The sequence below is a fragment of the Streptomyces sp. CNZ301 genome, assembly GCF_004217425.1.
The window spans coordinates 5,085,384-5,102,778 of sequence record NZ_SHLG01000001.1; the positions used below are offsets into that span (position 1 = coordinate 5,085,384).

Here is a 17,395-nt window from a genome sequence, read left to right on the forward strand (position 1 = left end):
CACGCTCGTGGAAAGCCGCACGAGGTGTGACGGCGGGCTGCCGGCGGAAAGGGGCGGGGCGCTCGATGGACGACGCCGGAAACGTGACGGGAGCCGTCCTCGTGGACCTGCGGGACGAAGGACGGGCGCTGGACGGGCTGGTGGCGGGGCTCGAAGCGAAGGCGTGGGCCCTGCCGACGCCCGCGCCGCGCTGGACGGTCGCGCACCAGATCGCCCATCTCGCCTGGACCGACGAGCAGTCGCTGCTGGCCGTCACGGACGAGTCGGGCTTCCATGACGCCTCACAGGCGGCGCTCGCCTCGCCGGAGGCCTTCGTCGACGAGGGCGCGGAGGCCGGTGCCGCGCAGCCGCCGGAGCGGCTGCTGAAGCGGTGGCGTGCCGGCCGGGACGAACTGCTGCGTGTCCTGGGCGAGTTGCCCAAAGGGCGCCGCATCCCCTGGTACGGCCCGCCGATGAGCGCCGCCGGCATGGCGACCGCGCGGATCATGGAGACGTGGGCGCACGGTGAGGACGTCGCGGAGGCCCTCGGGGTGTCGCGGGAGCCGACGCCCCGGCTGCGTCACGTCGTCCGGATCGGTGTGCGCGCACGGGACTTCGCCTACGCCGTGCGCGGCCTCGACCCGCCGTCCGAACCCTTCCGCGTCGAACTGGAGGCCCCGGACGGCGAGTTGTGGGTCCATGGGCCGGAGGACGCCGCACAGCGCGTGACCGGCGACGCCGAGGGGTTCTGCCGGCTCGTGACGCAGCGGACGCACCTGGACGACGCGTGCGTACGGGCCGAAGGACCCGACGCGCAGCGGTGGCTGGAGATCGCACAGGCCTTCGCCGGGCCGCCCGGAGAGGGCCGCGCACCCCGCGAGGAGCGGCGGTGAGCGGGGCGGCGGACGTGCTGCGCGTCGGCAACTGCTCCGGCTTCTACGGCGACCGCTTCCGCGCCATGGAGGAGATGCTCACCGGCGGCGAACTCGACGTGCTGACCGGGGACTACCTCGCCGAACTGACCATGCTGATCCTCGGCCGCGACCGGCTGAAGGACCCCTCACGGGGATACGCGAAGACCTTTCTGCGGCAGCTGGAGACGGGGCTCGGCCTCGCGAAGGACCGCGGAGTGCGGATCGTCGTGAACGCCGGCGGACTCAACCCCGCCGGACTCGCCGACGCCGTACGGGAGTTGAGCGAGCGCACCGGTGTGCCGGCGGCGGTCGCGCACGTCGAGGGCGACGACGTGATGCACCGCGCGCCCGAGGGCGGCTGGGGTGAGGGCGTCCTGACGGCCAACGCCTACCTGGGCGGCGGCGGCATCGCGGCGTGTCTGCGCGCCGGAGCCGACGTCGTCGTGACCGGCCGGGTGACCGACGCCGCGCTCGTGAGCGGGGCGGCCGCCGCGCACTTCGGCTGGGCGGCCGACGACTGGGACGCCCTCGCCGGAGCCGTGGTCGCCGGCCACGTGCTGGAGTGCGGCACCCAGGCCACCGGCGGCAACTACGCCTTCTTCGCACGGGAGAACATCGACGTGACCCACCCCGGCTTCCCCGTCGCGGAGGTCGCGCGGGACGGAAGCGCCGTCGTCACCAAGCACCCCGGCACCGGCGGCGCGGTCACGCCCGGCACGGTCACGGCGCAGCTGCTGTACGAGACGGCGGGCGCCCGCTACGCCGGGCCGGACGTCACGGCGCGGCTGGACTCGGTGCGGCTGGCACAGGAGGGCCCGGACCGGGTGCGGATCGAGGGCGTGCGGGGCGAAGCGCCGCCGCCGCGGCTCAAGGTCGGTCTGACCAGGATCGGCGGCTGGCGCAACGAGATGACGTTCGTGCTGACCGGCCTCGACATCGAGGCCAAGGCCGCGCTCGTGCGCCGGCAGATGGAGGCCGGACTGGACGCGGGCGGACGCCGCCCGGCGGAGGTGACCTGGAGCCTCGCTCGCACCGACACCCCGGACGCGCCGGTGCAGGAAGAGGCGAGCGCCATGCTGCGGATGGTTGTCCGTGACCCCTCGGAGGAGGCCGTGGGGAGGGCGGTGAGCGGGGCCGCCGTCGAACTGGCGCTCGCGAGCTTCCCCGGCTTCCACGTCACGGCACCGCCCGGGAAGGGCTCCCCGTACGGCGTGTTCGAGGCGGAGTGGGAGGACGCGGCACAGGTGCCGCACGTCGCCGTGCTGCCCGACGGGAGGCGCAGGGAGGTCCGGGCCCCGCAGAAGACGAAGGCTCTCGAGCCCGTCGAGGAGCCCCGGCTGCCCGAACCGCTCCCTGATTCGTACGGGCCCTCCCGCAACGTCCCGCTCGGCGCCGTCGCGGGAGCACGCAGCGGCGACAAGGGCGGCAGCGCGAACGTGGGCGTGTGGGTGCGCGGGGACCTCGGGGAGGACGCGTGGCGCTGGCTGGCGCACGCCCTGACCGTGGACGAACTGCGGCGGCTTCTGCCCGAGGTGCGCGGCCTGCCGGTCACCCGGCACGTGCTGCCGAACCTGCGCGCGCTCAACTTCGTCATCGACGGGCTGCTCGGCGAAGGCGTCGCCTCGCAGGCGCGCTTCGACCCGCAGGCCAAGGCCCTTGGCGAATGGCTGCGTTCACGGCATACGGACATACCGGAAGGACTTCTCCCGTGAGTGTGCTGAACTCGGCACTGGACGTATCGGGCCCCGAATACGCCGGACACCGGCGGCAGATGCTGGAGCGGATCGCCGAACTCGACGCGGAGCTGGCCAAGTCGGTCGCCGGCGGCGGTGAGAAGTACACCGAGCGCCACCGCGAACGGGGCAAGCTGCTCGCCCGTGAACGCATCGAGCTGCTGCTCGACCCGGACACGCCGTTCCTGGAGCTCTCGCCCCTGGCCGGCTGGGGGAGCGACTACACGGTGGGCGCCTCGCTGGTGACCGGCATCGGCGTCGTCGAGGGCGTGGAGTGCCTGATCACGGCGAACGACCCGACCGTGCGCGGCGGCGCCAGCAACCCGTGGACGCTGAAGAAGGCGCTGCGCGCGAACGAGATCGCCTACGCGAACCGGCTTCCCTGCATCAGCCTCGTCGAGTCGGGCGGCGCGGACCTGCCCAGCCAGAAGGAGATCTTCATCCCGGGCGGCGCGCTCTTCCGCGATCTCACCCGGCTCTCCGAGGCGGGAATCCCCACCGTGGCCGTCGTGTTCGGCAACTCGACCGCCGGAGGCGCGTACGTCCCCGGCATGTCCGACCACGTGATCATGGTCAAGGAGCGGTCGAAGGTGTTCCTCGGCGGTCCGCCGCTGGTGAAGATGGCGACGGGCGAGGAAGCCGGCGACGAGGAGCTCGGCGGCGCCGACATGCACACCCGTGTCTCCGGCCTCGGTGACTACTTCGCGGTGGACGAGCCGGACGCGCTGCGCCAGGCCCGGCGCGTCGTCGCCCGCCTCAACTGGCGCAAGGCGCATGAGACTTCGGCGGCTTTCCCTGCACCCCCGAAGTACGACGAGGACGAACTTCTCGGCGTGGTCCCCGGCGACCTCAGGACGCCCTTCGATCCGCGCGAGGTCGTCGCGCGGATCGTGGACGGTTCCGACTTCGACGAGTTCAAGCCCCGCTACGGCACGAGCCTCGTGACGGGCTGGGCGCGGCTGCACGGCTATCCGCTGGGCATCCTCGCCAACGCGCGCGGCGTGCTCTTCAGCGAGGAGTCGCAGAAGGCCACGCAGTTCATCCAGCTCGCCAACCAGCGCGACATCCCGCTGCTGTTCCTGCACAACACGACCGGCTACATGGTCGGCAAGGAGTACGAGCAGGGCGGCATCATCAAGCACGGCGCGATGATGATCAACGCCGTCTCCAACTCCAAGGTGCCACATCTGTCGGTGCTGATGGGCGCCAGCTACGGCGCCGGCCACTACGGCATGTGCGGACGGGCCTACGACCCCCGGTTCCTGTTCGCCTGGCCCAGCGCCAAGTCGGCGGTCATGGGCCCGCAGCAGCTCGCGGGCGTGATGTCGATCGTCATGCGGGAGTCGGCGGCGGCGAAGGGAAAGCCGTTCGACGAGGAGGCCGACGCCGGGCTGCGGGCGATGGTCGAGCAGCAGATCGAGGCGGAGTCGCTGCCGATGTTCCTCTCCGGGCGGCTCTACGACGACGGCGTGATCGACCCGCGGGACACCCGCACGGTTCTCGGGCTGTGCCTCTCCGCGATCCACACGGCGCCGGTCGAGGGCGCGCGTGGCGGCTTCGGCGTCTTCCGGATGTGACGCGTGACGACTGCGACGGCAAGCGGAACGGCGACTGCGACGGGGACCGGGACGACTGCGACGGTGAGGCTGCGAGGGGCGGAGTGGAGCGGAAAATGATCACATCGGTGCTGGTCGCGAACCGCGGCGAGATCGCGCGGCGTGTCTTCCGCACGTGCGAGGAAATGGGCATCGCCACGGTCGCCGTCCACTCGGACGCCGACGCACACGCGCGGCACGTGCGGGACGCGGACGCGGCGGTACGGCTTCCGGGCGACTCTCCCGCGGAGACCTATCTGCGCGGTGACCTGATCGTCCGGGCGGCACTGGATGCCGGCGCCGACGCGGTGCACCCCGGCTACGGCTTCCTCTCCGAGAACGCCTCGTTCGCGCGTGCCGTGCTCGACGCGGGCCTTGTGTGGATCGGGCCGCCGCCGGAGGCGATCGAGGCGATGGCGTCCAAGACCCGCGCGAAGAAGCTGATGCGTGAGGCGGGCGTGCCGCTGCTGGAGCCCGTCGCCGACGGGGAGGCCACCGAACGCGACCTCCCGCTGCTTGTGAAGGCCGCGGCGGGCGGCGGCGGACGCGGTATGCGCATCGTGCGTGAACTCGCCGCGCTGGAAGGGGAGATCGCCGCGGCGGCGGCCGAGGCCGCGTCCGCGTTCGGGGACGGCGAGGTCTTCGTCGAGCCGTACGTCGAGGACGGGCGGCACGTGGAGGTGCAGATCCTGGCCGACGGGCACGGGACGGTGTGGGTGCTGGGCAGCCGCGACTGCTCGCTCCAGCGCCGGCACCAGAAGGTCATCGAGGAGGCCCCCGCACCGGGACTGAGCGGTGAACTGCGCGACGTGCTGCACCGGTCGGCCGCGGACGCGGCACGTGCCGTGGACTACCGCGGCGCCGGCACGGTGGAGTTCCTCGTCGCGGGCGGCGGCACGGGCGCGGGCGACGGCGACGGTGACGGCGGCAGCAACGGTGTGGGCGAGGGTGCCCGCGCCCACTTCCTGGAGATGAACACCAGGCTCCAGGTCGAGCACCCGGTCACCGAGTGCGTGCACGGAGTGGATCTCGTCGCGCTGCAGATCCGCGTGGCCGAGGGCGAGCCGCTGGACCCGGACGGCCCGCCGGTCCCGCGCGGCCACGCCGTCGAGGCCCGCCTCTACGCGGAGGACCCGGCCCGCGACTGGCAGCCCCAGACGGGCACGTTGCACCGCCTGGACGTACCGGCCGCCCACGAGGGCGGCGGCGTACGGCTGGACAGCGGCATCGCGGACGGCGACGTGATCGGCGTGCACTACGACCCCATGCTGGCCAAGGTCATCGCATGGGCGCCGACGCGACGCGAGGCCGTGCGCAAGCTGGCCTCCGCGCTGGAACGCGCGCGCGTGCACGGGCCGGTGACGAACCGCGATCTGCTCGTACGGTCCCTGCGCCACCGGGACTTCGCCGCGGCCCGCCTCGGCACGGGCTTCTACGACCGGAACCTTGAAGCGCTCAACTCGCCCCAGGACAAAGCTGATCGGGAGACGTCGCGCCGACTGGCCGCCGTCGCCGCCGCGCTGGCCGACGCGGAGCGCGCGAAGGCGGCCGGCGCCACCCTGTCCGCGCGGCTCGGCGGCTGGCGCAACGTGCCCGCACATCCCCAGTCGAAGACGTTCCGCTCGGAACCCTCGCAGGAGGAGATCGAGGTCCGCTACCGCCTCACACGGGACGGACCGGTCCTGGAGTACGACGGTTCTCCGGGGCCGGACGTGCGAGTGCTGGAGTCCGCCCCGGACCGGGTCCGTCTCGAAGTCGACGGTGTACGCCGGGACTTCGAGGTCGCCCGCTACGGGGACGACGGCGCACACGTGTACGTCGACTCCGCGCCGCCCCACGGCTCCCACGCCTTCACCGCACTGCCCCGGCTGCGCGAACCCGGCACGGCGAACGAGCCCGGTTCGCTGCTGGCGCCCATGCCGGGCGCAGTCGCCCGCGTCGTGCCCGGACTCGCCGTCGGCGCCGCCGTCAAGGCGGGAGAGCCGCTGCTGTGGCTGGAGGCGATGAAGATGGAGCACAAGGTCGTCGCACCCGCGTCCGGCACGCTCACCGCGCTGCACGCCGAACCCGGCCGCCAGGTGGAGGTCGGCGAACTGCTCGCCGTCGTCACCGAGGACGCGGACGGGAGCGGCGGTCCGGGCGACGCGGACGGGACCGGCCGGACACACCAGCAGGAAACCGCGGACCCGGCGGGGCGGCCGTCACCCCCGGAGCCCGCACAGCCAGGTCAGCCCGCACGACCCGATCAGCCCGCACAGCCTGAACAGTCCGCATCCGTCCCGCCCGCCGCGAAGGAGCCGTCATGACCAATGCGCTGCTGGAGACCGAGGAACAGCGTGACCTGCGAGCGGCCGTCGCTGCCCTCGGCAAGCGATTCGGACGCGAGTACTTCACCGGCGTCGTGGCCGAGGGCAAGCACACCGACGAGCTGTGGGCCGAGGCCGCGTCGCTCGGCTACCTCGGCGTCAACCTCCCCGAGGAGTACGGCGGCGGTGGCTCCGGCATGGCCGAACTGGCCATCGTGCTGGAGGAGTTGGGCGCGGCAGGCTGCCCGCTGCTGATGATGGTGGTCTCGCCCGCGATCTGCGGGACGGTCATCGCGCGCTTCGGCACCGAGGAGCAGAAGCGCGAGTGGCTGCCCGGCCTGGCCGACGGCAGCCGCAAGATGGCCTTCGGCATCACCGAACCCGACGCCGGTTCCAACTCCCACCGCATCACCACCACCGCGCGACGTGACGAGTGGGGGTCCCCCCGGACGGAGTCTGGGGGAGACTGGCTGCTCACCGGGCGCAAGGTCTTCATCTCCGGCGTCGACATCGCCGACGCGACGCTCATAGTCGGCCGCACCGAGGACGCCCGCACCGGCAAGCTCAAGCCCTGCCTGTTCATCGTCCCGCGTGACACGCCCGGCTTTACGCGGAGCCCCATCGAGATGGAACTGGCCGCACCGGAGAAGCAGTTCGAGCTGGTGCTGGACGACGTGCGGCTGCCCGCGGACGCGCTCGTCGGCGGTGGCGCCGGTGAGGACGCGGGGCTCCTCCAGCTCTTCGCGGGTCTCAACCCCGAGCGCATCATGACGGCCGCGTTCGCCATCGGCATGGGCCGCCACGCCGTCGACCGGGCGCTGGACTACGCCCGTACGCGCCAGGTGTGGAAGGAGCCCATCGGCAGCCACCAGGCCATCGCCCACCCGCTGGCGCAGGCCCACATCGAGCTGGAACTCGCCCGGCTGATGATGACCAAGGCGGCCGCCCTCTACGACGCCGGGGACGACATGGGCGCGGGCGAGGCGGCCAACATGGCCAAGTACGCGGCCGGGGAGGCCTGTGTGAGGGCCGTCGACCAGGCCGTGCACACCCTCGGCGGCAACGGGCTCACCCGTGAGTACGGCATCGCCTCCATGATCACGGCGGCGCGGGTCGCCCGCATCGCCCCGGTCAGCCGCGAGATGGTGCTCAACTTCGTCTCGCACCAGACGCTCGGCCTGCCCAAGTCGTACTGAGCGGGTGCGAGGAGTGCTCCCGAGGTCTTCTGAGGAGGGACGTAAGGCAGGAGACTGTGGGGCATCTCCGGTCATTTCGCGGGCGCCGCACCGTACGGCACGGGCGGCGCCGCACCGTCGGAGACCACGCCGCCCCGGGAGGACATCATGATTTTCCGCAGCGAGTACGCCGACGTACCCGTCGTCGACGAGCCCATCCACGACGCCGTGCTGGGCCGCTCCGCCGCCGAGCACGGCAGCCGCACCGCGCTGGTCGACGGCCTCGACGGCAGCACGCTCACCTACGCACAGCTCGACGCGTTCACCCGCCGCATCGCCGCGGCCCTGGCGGAGGCAGGGCTGCGCAAGGGCGACGTGCTCGCCCTGCACTCTCCCAACACCCTCGCCTTCCCCGCCGTCTTCTACGGCGCGACCCGTGCGGGCGCCGCGGTGAGCACCGTCCACCCGCTGGCGACGGCGAAGGAGCTGGCCCGGCAGCTCCGCGACTCCGGCGCGCGCTGGATCGTGACCGTCTCGCCGCTGCTGGAGACGGCCCGGCAGGCGGCGGAGTGGGCAGGCGGCGTAGAGGAGATATTCGTCTGCGACCGCGCGGAGGGGCACCGCAGCGTCCTCGACATGCGCGAGTGCACCGCGCCGGAGCCGCAGCCGTCCATCGACCCCGGGCAGGACCTGGCCGCGCTGCCGTACTCGTCGGGCACCACGTCCATGCCGAAGGGCGTGATGCTCACCCACCGCAACATCGCCACCAACCTCACCCAGCTCAACCCGCTGATGCCGGCGGGCCCCGACGACCGGCTGCTCGCGGTCCTGCCCTTCTTCCACATCTACGGACTGACCGCGCTTCTCAACGCCCCGCTCAGGCACGGCGCCTCCGTCGTCGTGCTGCCGCGCTTCGAACTCGGCCAGTTCCTCGCGGCGATCGAGCAGCACCGGGTCAACGTCCTCTATGTCGCACCGCCGATCGTGCTCGCCCTGGCCAAGCACCCCGACGTGGACAAGTACGACCTGTCCTCGCTGGAGTTCGTGCTCAGCGCGGCCGCACCGCTGGACGCCGAACTCGCCGTCGCCTGCGGGAAACGCCTCGACGTGCCCGTGGTCAAGCAGGCGTACGGGATGACCGAGCTGTCGCCGGGCACGCACGTAGTGCCCCGGAACGTCTCCGCGCCGGCGGGAGCGGTCGGCAAGCTGCTGCCGTCGACCGAGATGCGCGTGGTGTCGCTGGACGATCCCGACCGGGACGCCGCCCCCGGCGAGGAGGGCGAACTGCTCTTCCGGGGACCGCAGGTGATGAAGGGCTACCTGGGGCGCACCGGCGAGACGGACGCGATGATCGACTCGGACGGATGGCTGCGCACCGGCGACATCGGACGCGTCGACGACGACGGATGGCTGTACATCGTCGACCGCGTCAAGGAGCTCATCAAGTACAAGGGCTACCAGGTCGCCCCGGCCGAACTGGAGGCCGTGCTCCTCACCCACCCGGCGATCGCGGACGCCGCGGTGATCGGCGTGAGCGACGAGGAGGGCAACGAGGTGCCGAAGGCCTTCGTCGTCCGGCAGCAGAACGAGGCGGGTGCCGGGCTGACGGAGGAGGACGTGCTGGCCTACGTGGCGGAACGCGTCTCCCCGTACAAGAAGGTGCGGCGGCTGGAGTTCACGGCGGGCGTGCCGCGGGCGGTCAGCGGCAAGATCCTCCGGCGCGAACTGCGCGCGGCGGAGGCGGCGAAGGCGTAGGCAGGCAACGACAGCCCCGACCGGAGCTCCGGTCACTGGGTGGACGAGCGCACGAACACGCGCGGACGAGTGGACGAGCACGCGCGCACGAGCGGACGAGCACGCGCGCACGAGAGCGGAAGGACGAGCCAGAAGTGACCGGAACCGCCGAAGAGGCAAAGCCCGAAGGGCAGTTGGTGCGCACCGCGCACGAGCGCGGCATCACCACCCTCACGCTCGACTCTCCGCGCAACCGCAACGCGCTCTCCAAGGGCCTCGTCTCCCAGCTGTACGCGGGCCTGGAGCGGGCCGCGGGCGATCCGCGGGTGCGGGCGGTGCTGCTGACCCACACCGGCGGCACCTTCTGCGCGGGCGCCGATCTGCGGGAGGGCAGCGGCAGCCCGGGCGATCTCGCGGCGCTGCTGCGCACGATCGTGGAGCTGCCCAAGCCCGTGGTCGCACGCGTCGACGGGCACGTGCGGGCCGGCGGCACGGGCCTGCTGGGCGCGTGCGACATCTCGGTGGCCGGGCCCTCCTCGACCTTCGCCTTCACCGAGGCGCGCATCGGGGTGGCTCCGGCGGTGATCTCGATGCCGCTCCTGCCCCGCCTCGACGCCCGTGCCGCCGCCCGCTACTACCTGACCGGCGAGCGGTTCGGCGCGGCCGAGGCGGCCCGCATCGGGCTGGTGACGCTGGCGGCGGGCGACGGGGGAGAAGGGAGTGGCACAGAAGGGAACGGCGCGGACGGTACGGCCGCCGAAGACAGCGTGAACGCCGCGCTGCAACCCGTGCTCGACGGCCTCCGGAAGGGCTCACCGCAGGGCCTCGCGGAGTCGAAGCGGCTGGTCACGGCGGAGGTGCTGCGCACCTTCGACCGGGACACCGATAGCCTCGCGGAACTGTCCGCGCGGCTGTTCGCCTCCGGCGAGGCCCGCGAGGGCATGACCGCTTTCCTCGAACGACGGGAGCCCGCATGGGTGGAGCAGTGAACACCCGCGGTGCCGCGCCGAAGCAGGACCGCAGCCGGGCGACGCGGCAGCGGCTGCTGGAGTCGGCCGTCACCTGCCTCGCCGAGCACGGCTGGACGGGCAGCACCGTCACGGTCGTCGCCGAGCACGCCGGCGTCTCGCGGGGAGCGGCCCAGCACCATTTCCCCACCCGCGAGGACCTGTTCACCGCGGCCGTGGAGTACGTCGCCGAGGAGCGCTCCAAGGCGCTGCGGTCCCCCGTGAACGGCGAAGGACGGCCGGCCGGTACGCGGTCGGCCGTGGAGATGCTGGTCGCGCTCTACACCGGCCCGCTCTTCCGTGCCGCGCTGCAACTGTGGGTCGCGGCGTCGAACGAGCCCCAACTGGGGCCGCGCGTCACCGCGTTGGAGGCGCGGATCGGCCGCGAGACCCACCGCATGGCGGTCGAGCTGCTCGGCGCCGACGAGTCGGTGCCGGGTGTGCGGGAGACCGTGCAGGGTCTGCTCGACATGGCACGTGGCCTGGGGCTCGCCAACCTGCTGACGGACGACAGCGCGCGCCGTGAACGGGTCGTCGCGCAGTGGGAGTTGATCGTCCGGGACGCGCTCGCGCGGTAACGCCCCTCCGCCCCCGGAATCCGACTCCCACCACCCGACTCCCCTTCACACCCTTGTGGTTGGCATTCACCGATGTGGATGCGAGCCGCAAGGGTGTTGTGCGTTCCGGAACTTGGTGCGATCGCCGCCGAGTGTCTGTGCGCGGTATTGACGGTCCACGAGGCCACTTCTAGGGTGACGCTCGATTCATGGACCTGGCGAATGTTCAAGTTCATGAACAGGTCGACGGGTTGGCCGGAGCGCCGACGGGCCACCGCACGCTGAATGCCGAGGAGTCGTGATGTCCGCACTGGACTGGATCGTGGTCGGCGCCTACTTCTTCGTCATGCTGGCGATCGGCGTGTGGTCCAAGACCCGTGTCGAGAACGTGGCGGACTTCTTCACCGCCCGCGGCCGCGTCCCCTGGTGGCTCTCCGGCATCTCCCACCACATGTCGGGCTACAGCGCGATCATGTTCGTCACCTTCGCCGCCGTCGCCTACGACCACGGCGTCACCGTCTACTTCTGGTGGGCGCTGACCATCGGCATGGGCATCGGCATCGGCGCCTTCCTCTTCGCGCCCCGCTGGAACCGGCTGCGCGCCAAGCACGGCGTCAACTCGCCGCTGGCGTACCTCGCCGTCCGCTACAACCTGCCCACGCAGCAGGTGCTCGCATACAGCGGCGCGGCGCTGAAGGTCGTGGACATCGCGGCCAAGTGGGTGGCCATCGCCGTGCTGTTGCAGGGCTTCGCCGACATCCCGCTGGTCTGGGGCATCGGACTGACCGGCGTCTGCACCATGTTCTACGTGACCTTCGGCGGACTGTGGGCCGATGTCCTCACCGACTTCGGGCAGTTCGTCATCCAGGCCGTGGCCGGATTCGCGATGCTCTTCGCCGTCCTGGCGCACCTCGGCGGCGTCTCGTCGCTGTGGACGATGTGGGCAGACCTGCCGGAGGGCCACGGCGACCCCGTCGCGGGCGACGTCACCACGGGACTGCTGCTCGCGTTCCTGCTGGTGAAGACCTTCGAGTACAACGGCGGCATGTGGAACCTGGCGCAGCGGTACATGTCCGCGCCCAGCGGCTCCCGGGCCCGCAGGTCGGCTCTGCTGTCCAGCGCGCTGTGGCTGGTCTGGCCGTTCGTCCTCTTCGTGCCGATGATCGCGGCGCCCCTCGTCGTGCCCGGCCTGGACAACGCCGAGGAGTCCTACATCCGCCTCGCACAGGAACTGCTGCCGTCGGGCTTCATCGGGCTGCTGCTCGCCGGGTTCTTCTCGCACACCATGGCCATGGTCGCCTCCGACTCCAACGTCATCACGGCCGTCATCACCCGCGACCTCGCACCGGTCCTCGTACCGCGGATCAGGCGCATGACCCAGCGCGGCCAGCTGCTCTTCGCCCGCGTGACGACCGTGGCGTTCGTGACGGCCAGCATGGCCCTGGCGCTCCTCAGCGACCCGGACGGCTTCATCATGACCGTCGTCGTGAGCATCGTGGCGGCGACCATGGGGCCGATCTCGATTCCGCTGATGCTCGGGCTGCTGCCCTGGTTCAAGCGGACCGGGCCGCTGGCGGCGATCACCTCGTGGGCGGGCGGGCTCGCGGTGTGGTCGTACCTCTACTGGGGTGCCGGTGACGCCTCCGAGGCCGTCACCGTCGGCTTCCCGGTCCTCACCTCTCTGGTGCTCTACGTAGGCATCGGCCTGCTGCGGCCGGAGACGGACGACGAACGGGACGCTCTCGTCGACTCGCTCGGCAGCGACCCGACCGGCGAGGAACGGATCGCGCTGGAGCGCGAGTTCCTCGCCGAACCCGACAAGGGCGGCGAGCCGGGCGAGCCGGAACGGACGACGGCGTCGCGGTAGCGCCACCTGTCCGGAGGGCCGACCCACGAGAGCCTCGCCCCTTCGCTCCTGAGGAAGCAGACGTGGGGGGCGGCCGGGGTCAGGTCCAGGTCAGGCGTTGGCCGTCAGGCCCGACTGCACGCTGTACGTGGCGATTACGCGGCCGTACGGGATGCCCTCCTGGCCCCCTCGCGAGGACCTGTTCACCGCAGCCGTGGAGATGCTGGTCGCCCTCTGCACCGGCCCGCTCTTCCGTGCCGCGCTCGAACTCCAGACCTGACCGGCGTCCCGGGGTCTCGCGGTTCCAACACCCTACGTACGCAGTACGCATGCCGGGCCCGGACGGAAGGAAGGGAAGGAACCGGGCCCGGCACGAAGTGACTCGGCGGTCAGAGGTTGTTCTTGAACAGCAGCCTGTTGGGGGTGCCCGCAGGGTTGTTCTTGATCACGCCGCTGGTCGCGTTGCCGGTGATCCAGTTGTTGACGGTGGAGGAGGCGGCGTCGCCGTTCGCGCCCTTGTAGAGCGCGCCGACACCCGCGACGTGCGGGCTGGCCATGGACGTGCCGCTGATGGTGTCGGTGCCGCCGAGGAGCCAGGCGGAGGTGATGCCCACACCCGGTGCGTAGGTCTCAACGCAGGAGCCGTGGTTGGTGAAGGAGGCAGCGTTGTCGTTCATGTCGGAGGCTGCCACCGTCGTCACACCGGAGGCGCCGGCGGGCGACGAATTGCACGCGTCCTCGCTGTCGTTCCCGGCCGCGACGGCGAGGAAGACACCGGAGTCGCTCAGCTTGGTCGCCGCTTCGTTGACCGTGGCGGAGAAGCCGCCGCCGAGGGACATGTTTGCGACGGCAGGCTTGGCTGCGTGGGTGCGGACCCAGTCCATGCCCTCGATCACATCGGCGTTGGTTCCGACGCCGGCGCAGTTGAGGACCTTCACTCCGCGGAGCTGCACGCCCTTGGCCACGCCGTAGGTGGACCCGCCGACGGTGCCGGCGACGTGTGTTCCGTGGCCGTTGCAGTCCCGGCCACTGAGGCTGCTGAGGGCACTGAGGCCCCCACCGACGCCAGGGAGAGTGGCGTCGTAGGCGATCGCGGCCCGGTTGCCGAACTCGGGGTGATCGGGCTCGATGCCGGTGTCGATGATGTACGCCGTCACATCGGAGGCGGTGGTGTTGTAGTTGTAATCGTCGGACAGCGGCAGGTTGCGCTGATCGATGCGGTCCAGGCCCCAGGTGGCGTTTTCCTGGGTGGTGGAGGCGCGGACCTGCTGGTCCTCCTCGATACGCGAGACCTCGGGATTGGCGCGCAGCGCGTCGAGCTGGCCGGTGGTCAGCCTGGCCGCGAATCCGTCGACTACGGAGTCATAGGTGTGGGTCGGCTTTACGCCTGCGGCGCGAGCCAGGCTGCCGGGCTTCGCGCCTGCCTTGAGGGTGACGATGTACTGACCGGGGACTGCCGTTCCAGTGGCTTCGGAGACCTTGACCAGGGGGGCGTCCGGCGTGGCGGCGCTTGCTGGAGCGGGCAGGGCAGTCAGGGCCAGGGGGATTGCCACAAGGACGGGAACGCGCATCTTCATGGGGCCTTCTTCCTGTCGACACACACGGTGTCCGCCACGGCGCCCGGTGGCACGCCACAGCGGCTGATCCACGGGGGGTGGCAGGCGGGTTCCTGTCTGCTCTACGGGGACGGGCGGCCGGTCCGTCGCCGGAAGTACCACGAATCGCGGGAAGAACCACGAACCTTGTGCACGTGGGCAGGACTCTGAACGCGCCTCTCCCTCGGATGAAAGCAGGCGTGGGGCCGGCCCCCGAGCCTTCGGACAGGTCTTCCGGGGAGGGACCGAGTCCTCACAGGTAGAGCTGCACACCACAACTCGCGCAACAGATCTTGCCGTTGATCTCCTTGATGCCGGGATGGGTGCATTTGAGGGGCTTGGGCATCGTGCCTCGCGGCGGGGGATCGTCGCGTTTCCGCCGGGGCGGTGAGGTCATCGCTCCCACCTCCACCAGCGGCCGGATGAACGTCCCGCCGCGCTGCATGCTCCCGAACAGTCCTTGCGGCACGACTGCTGGTGGGCCATGTGGTCCAGCTCAGCTATGCACTGTCCGCAGCCGTACATCTGCCCCGTGGCGCCGGCTGCGTGCACGGGACCGAGCCACAACACTCCGCAGCGGTGGACTGGACACCTGAGGCCGGGGAACGCCCCGTCCGTTCCGCCCCGGTCGCGGTTCGCGGTTGCGGCACCGGGGTACCGCCATGCCCGCAGCGCATCAATTCCGCTGCGGGGCCTGTGCGTTCAGGCCGTGGCCTCGTCCACTGGCCCCGCGCAGCCGCCGTCAGTGCCGCACTTCGCCGTAACCGTCGATCTCACTCGGATCGCGCGAAGGCGGCCCCACGTACCGCGCCGAGGGCCGCACCAGCCGTCCCGTGCGCTTCTGTTCGAGGATGTGAGCCGCCCACCCTGCCGTGCGCGCGCACGTGAACATCGACGTGAACATGCTTGCGGGCACTTCGGCGAAGTCCAGGACGATCGCGGCCCAGAACTCGACGTTCGTGGAGAGCACCCGGTCGGGACGGCGGTTGTGCAGCTCCGTCAGAGCCGCTCGCTCCAGCGCCTCCGCCACCTCGTAGCGCGGCGCGTCCAGCTCCTTGGCTGTCCGCCGCAGCACACGCGCACGCGGGTCCTCCGCCCGGTACACGCGGTGCCCGAAGCCCATCAGGCGTTCGCCGCGGTCGAGTTGACGCTTCACGTACGCCTCCGCGTCGCCCGTCCGCTCGATCTCCTCGATCATGCCGAGCACACGCGAGGGAGCACCGCCGTGCAGCGGCCCCGACATCGCACCCACCGCGCCGGACAGCGCTGCCGAGACGTCGGCGCCGGTCGAGGCGATGACGCGAGCGGTGAACGTGGAGGCGTTCATGCCGTGTTCGGCGGCCGACGTCCAGTAGGCGTCGACGGCCTGGACGTGCTTCGGGTCGGGCTCGCCGCGCCAGCGCCGCATGAAGCGCTCCACGATCGTCTCCGCCTTGTCGATCTCCTGCTGCGGCACCATCGGCATCCCCGGCCCGCGCGCCGACTGCGCGACGTACGACAGCGCCATCACCGCGGCGCGCGCCAGGTCGTCACGTGCCTGCCGCTCGTCTATGTCGAGCAGCGGTTTGAGACCCCAGACCGGCGCGAGCATCGCCAGCGCCGACTGCACGTCCACGCGGATGTCCCCGGAGTGGACGGGGATGGGGAACGGCTCGGCCGGCGGCAGCCCGGGGTTGAAGCTTCCGTCGACCAGCAGCCCCCACACGTTCCCGAACGAGACGTGCCCCACGAGGTCTTCGATGTCCACGCCGCGATAGCGCAGGGCGCCGCCCTCCTTGTCGGGTTCGGCGATCTCCGTCTCGAACGCGACGACTCCTTCGAGTCCTGGTACGAACTCGGACATCAGGCGGCTCCTCATGCAGTTGGCCGGCGCCGGGCGCCCAGGGGCGCGGCCGGGTTCGCCGGTGTTCGGTCGGGTTGGGCGTGGCGGTTCCACCGCCGGTGAACGGCTGGCGGACCGCGACGTCGTCACCCTGGGGCCTGCCCCGTGCGGAGCGTGCTCACCCGCCGGTCTCCGGACGGTCGTGACGGAAGGCCGGCAGCTGACTCCTCGGGGCAGAGGCCGCGCGGTGACTCGGCAGAGGGTTCTGCCGCGCGGTGGCGCGGCAGACGATTCTGCGGCCTGCACGGGGTGCGCGGACATCCGTGGGCGGGGTGAGATCAGGCACACGTCCGCGGCCGGCGGACGGTGTTGCAAGATGAACGCGTGCCCGACGCTGACGAAGACGCCGCCCGCAACTTTCCCTTGACCGTTCTCGACCCCGCCGCGATGCGCGCCCGGTACCGCGCTCAGGGCCTCGCGGAGACGGAGCTCGCGCCCGATCCGTACGGCCAGTTCGCCCGCTGGTTCGCCGACGCCGCGGCGAGCGGGCTGCACGAGCCGAACGCGATGATCGTCTCGACGGCCGACGCGGACGGACGGCCCAGCTCCCGCACGGTGCTGATGAAGCAGTACGACGAGCGCGGCTTCGTCTTCTTCACCAACTACGGCTCACGCAAGGGCCGCGAGCTCGAGGCGAACCCGCACACCTCGCTCCTCTTCCCCTGGCACCCCATCGCCCGCCAGGTCATCGTCTCCGGCGTCGCGGAGCGGACCGGCCGGGAGGAGACCGCCGCCTACTTCCGCACCCGCCCGCACGGATCCCAGCTCGGCGCGTGGGCGAGTGAACAGTCCTCCACGGTGGCTTCCAGGGCGGAACTCGACCGCATGTACGCCGAGCTGGCCGAGCGCTACCCGGAGGGCGAGGACGTGCCGGCGCCGCCGGGCTGGGGCGGCTTCCGCGTGCGCGCGGACTCCGTCGAGTTCTGGCAGGGCCGGGAGAACCGGCTCCACGACCGGCTGCGCTACGTGCGTACGGAAGGCGGAGCCCCCGCCGCCGCGGGCTGGAGGGTCGAGCGGCTCTGCCCCTGACTGCCCAGACCGTCCCTGACTGTCCCTGAGCGTCTCTGACGGT

14 protein-coding genes are annotated in these 17,395 nt (G+C 71.5%); 11 read left to right on the top strand and 3 right to left on the bottom strand.

Going from position 1 to position 17,395, the window contains the following annotated elements; translation table 11 throughout:
• The first annotated feature begins 65 nt into the window (after positions 1–65).
• The 10 genes from EV375_RS22005 (at position 66) to EV375_RS29865 (ending at position 13,126) form a co-directional block, all read left to right on the top strand.
• The gene (locus EV375_RS22005) at positions 66–872 is read left to right on the top strand and encodes a TIGR03084 family metal-binding protein (RefSeq protein ID WP_130301152.1); all 807 of its coding nucleotides are present in this window, start codon (positions 66–68) and stop codon (positions 870–872) included.
• A 65-nt stretch (positions 873–937) separates the two neighbouring features.
• On the top strand, positions 938–2,605 hold the full coding sequence (locus EV375_RS22010; protein WP_207228406.1) for an acyclic terpene utilization AtuA family protein: 1,668 nt from the start codon (positions 938–940) through the stop codon (positions 2,603–2,605).
• On the top strand, positions 2,602–4,203 hold the full coding sequence (locus tag EV375_RS22015; RefSeq protein WP_130301154.1) for a carboxyl transferase domain-containing protein: 1,602 nt from the start codon (positions 2,602–2,604) through the stop codon (positions 4,201–4,203). The genes EV375_RS22010 and EV375_RS22015 overlap by 4 nt, the downstream gene beginning before the upstream one ends.
• A gap of 95 nt (positions 4,204–4,298) precedes the next feature.
• The gene (locus tag EV375_RS22020; RefSeq protein ID WP_130302031.1) at positions 4,299–6,527 is read left to right on the top strand and encodes an ATP-binding protein; all 2,229 of its coding nucleotides are present in this window, start codon (positions 4,299–4,301) and stop codon (positions 6,525–6,527) included.
• Positions 6,524–7,723, top strand: coding sequence for an acyl-CoA dehydrogenase family protein (locus EV375_RS22025; RefSeq protein WP_130301155.1), 1,200 nt, complete (start codon positions 6,524–6,526; stop codon positions 7,721–7,723). Before EV375_RS22020 ends, EV375_RS22025 begins: the two co-directional genes overlap by 4 nt.
• Before the next feature lie 147 nt (positions 7,724–7,870).
• The gene (locus EV375_RS22030; RefSeq protein WP_130301156.1) at positions 7,871–9,457 is read left to right on the top strand and encodes a 4-coumarate--CoA ligase family protein; all 1,587 of its coding nucleotides are present in this window, start codon (positions 7,871–7,873) and stop codon (positions 9,455–9,457) included.
• Between the two features lie 134 nt (positions 9,458–9,591).
• Entirely contained in the window at positions 9,592–10,425 is an 834-nt protein-coding gene (locus tag EV375_RS22035; protein ID WP_130301157.1) for an enoyl-CoA hydratase family protein, read from the top strand.
• Positions 10,410–11,021, top strand: coding sequence for a TetR/AcrR family transcriptional regulator (locus EV375_RS22040; RefSeq protein WP_130301158.1), 612 nt, complete (start codon positions 10,410–10,412; stop codon positions 11,019–11,021). The genes EV375_RS22035 and EV375_RS22040 overlap by 16 nt, the downstream gene beginning before the upstream one ends.
• 280 nt (positions 11,022–11,301) lie before the next feature.
• Positions 11,302–12,867, top strand: a complete 1,566-nt coding sequence (locus EV375_RS22045) for a sodium:solute symporter family protein (RefSeq protein WP_130301159.1) — start codon at positions 11,302–11,304, stop codon at positions 12,865–12,867.
• A 127-nt stretch (positions 12,868–12,994) separates the two neighbouring features.
• On the top strand, positions 12,995–13,126 hold the full coding sequence (locus EV375_RS29865; RefSeq protein ID WP_486588637.1) for a hypothetical protein: 132 nt from the start codon (positions 12,995–12,997) through the stop codon (positions 13,124–13,126).
• Between the two features lie 109 nt (positions 13,127–13,235).
• Here the strand turns inward: EV375_RS29865 and EV375_RS22050 are convergent, their stop codons facing one another.
• The 3 genes from EV375_RS22050 to EV375_RS22060 all read right to left on the bottom strand — a co-directional run bounded on the left by EV375_RS22050 (position 13,236) and on the right by EV375_RS22060 (position 16,284).
• Positions 13,236–14,423, bottom strand: a complete 1,188-nt coding sequence (locus EV375_RS22050; RefSeq protein ID WP_130301160.1) for a S8 family peptidase — start codon at positions 14,421–14,423, stop codon at positions 13,236–13,238.
• Between the two features lie 271 nt (positions 14,424–14,694).
• Positions 14,695–14,886: a hypothetical protein gene (locus EV375_RS22055; protein WP_130301161.1), complete on the bottom strand. Its 192-nt coding sequence runs from the start codon at positions 14,884–14,886 to the stop codon at positions 14,695–14,697.
• A 297-nt stretch (positions 14,887–15,183) separates the two neighbouring features.
• Entirely contained in the window at positions 15,184–16,284 is a 1,101-nt protein-coding gene (locus EV375_RS22060) for a citrate synthase 2 (protein WP_207228221.1), read from the bottom strand.
• 426 nt (positions 16,285–16,710) lie between these two features.
• On the opposite strand from EV375_RS22060, the gene pdxH reads away from it, so the two are divergent.
• Entirely contained in the window at positions 16,711–17,352 is a 642-nt protein-coding gene (gene pdxH / locus EV375_RS22065; protein WP_130302032.1) for a pyridoxamine 5'-phosphate oxidase, read from the top strand.
• The last annotated feature ends 43 nt before the right edge of the window (positions 17,353–17,395 follow it).

Bases quoted from the DNA above. Each gene is read 5' to 3' on its own strand.
- EV375_RS22055 (WP_130301161.1), bottom strand. From the start codon at position 14,886: ATGCAGCGCGGCGGGACGTTCATCCGGCCGCTGGTGGAGGTGGGAGCG.
- EV375_RS22020 (WP_130302031.1), top strand. From the start codon at position 4,299: ATGATCACATCGGTGCTGGTCGCGAACCGCGGCGAGATCGCGCGGCGT.
- EV375_RS22025 (WP_130301155.1), top strand. From the start codon at position 6,524: ATGACCAATGCGCTGCTGGAGACCGAGGAACAGCGTGACCTGCGAGCG.
- pdxH (WP_130302032.1), top strand. From the start codon at position 16,711: ATGCGCGCCCGGTACCGCGCTCAGGGCCTCGCGGAGACGGAGCTCGCG.
- EV375_RS22060 (WP_207228221.1), bottom strand. From the start codon at position 16,284: ATGTCCGAGTTCGTACCAGGACTCGAAGGAGTCGTCGCGTTCGAGACG.
- EV375_RS22050 (WP_130301160.1), bottom strand. From the start codon at position 14,423: ATGAAGATGCGCGTTCCCGTCCTTGTGGCAATCCCCCTGGCCCTGACT.
- EV375_RS22045 (WP_130301159.1), top strand. From the start codon at position 11,302: ATGTCCGCACTGGACTGGATCGTGGTCGGCGCCTACTTCTTCGTCATG.
- EV375_RS22030 (WP_130301156.1), top strand. From the start codon at position 7,871: ATGATTTTCCGCAGCGAGTACGCCGACGTACCCGTCGTCGACGAGCCC.
- EV375_RS22010 (WP_207228406.1), top strand. From the start codon at position 938: ATGGAGGAGATGCTCACCGGCGGCGAACTCGACGTGCTGACCGGGGAC.
- EV375_RS22005 (WP_130301152.1), top strand. From the start codon at position 66: ATGGACGACGCCGGAAACGTGACGGGAGCCGTCCTCGTGGACCTGCGG.
- EV375_RS22040 (WP_130301158.1), top strand. From the start codon at position 10,410: ATGGGTGGAGCAGTGAACACCCGCGGTGCCGCGCCGAAGCAGGACCGC.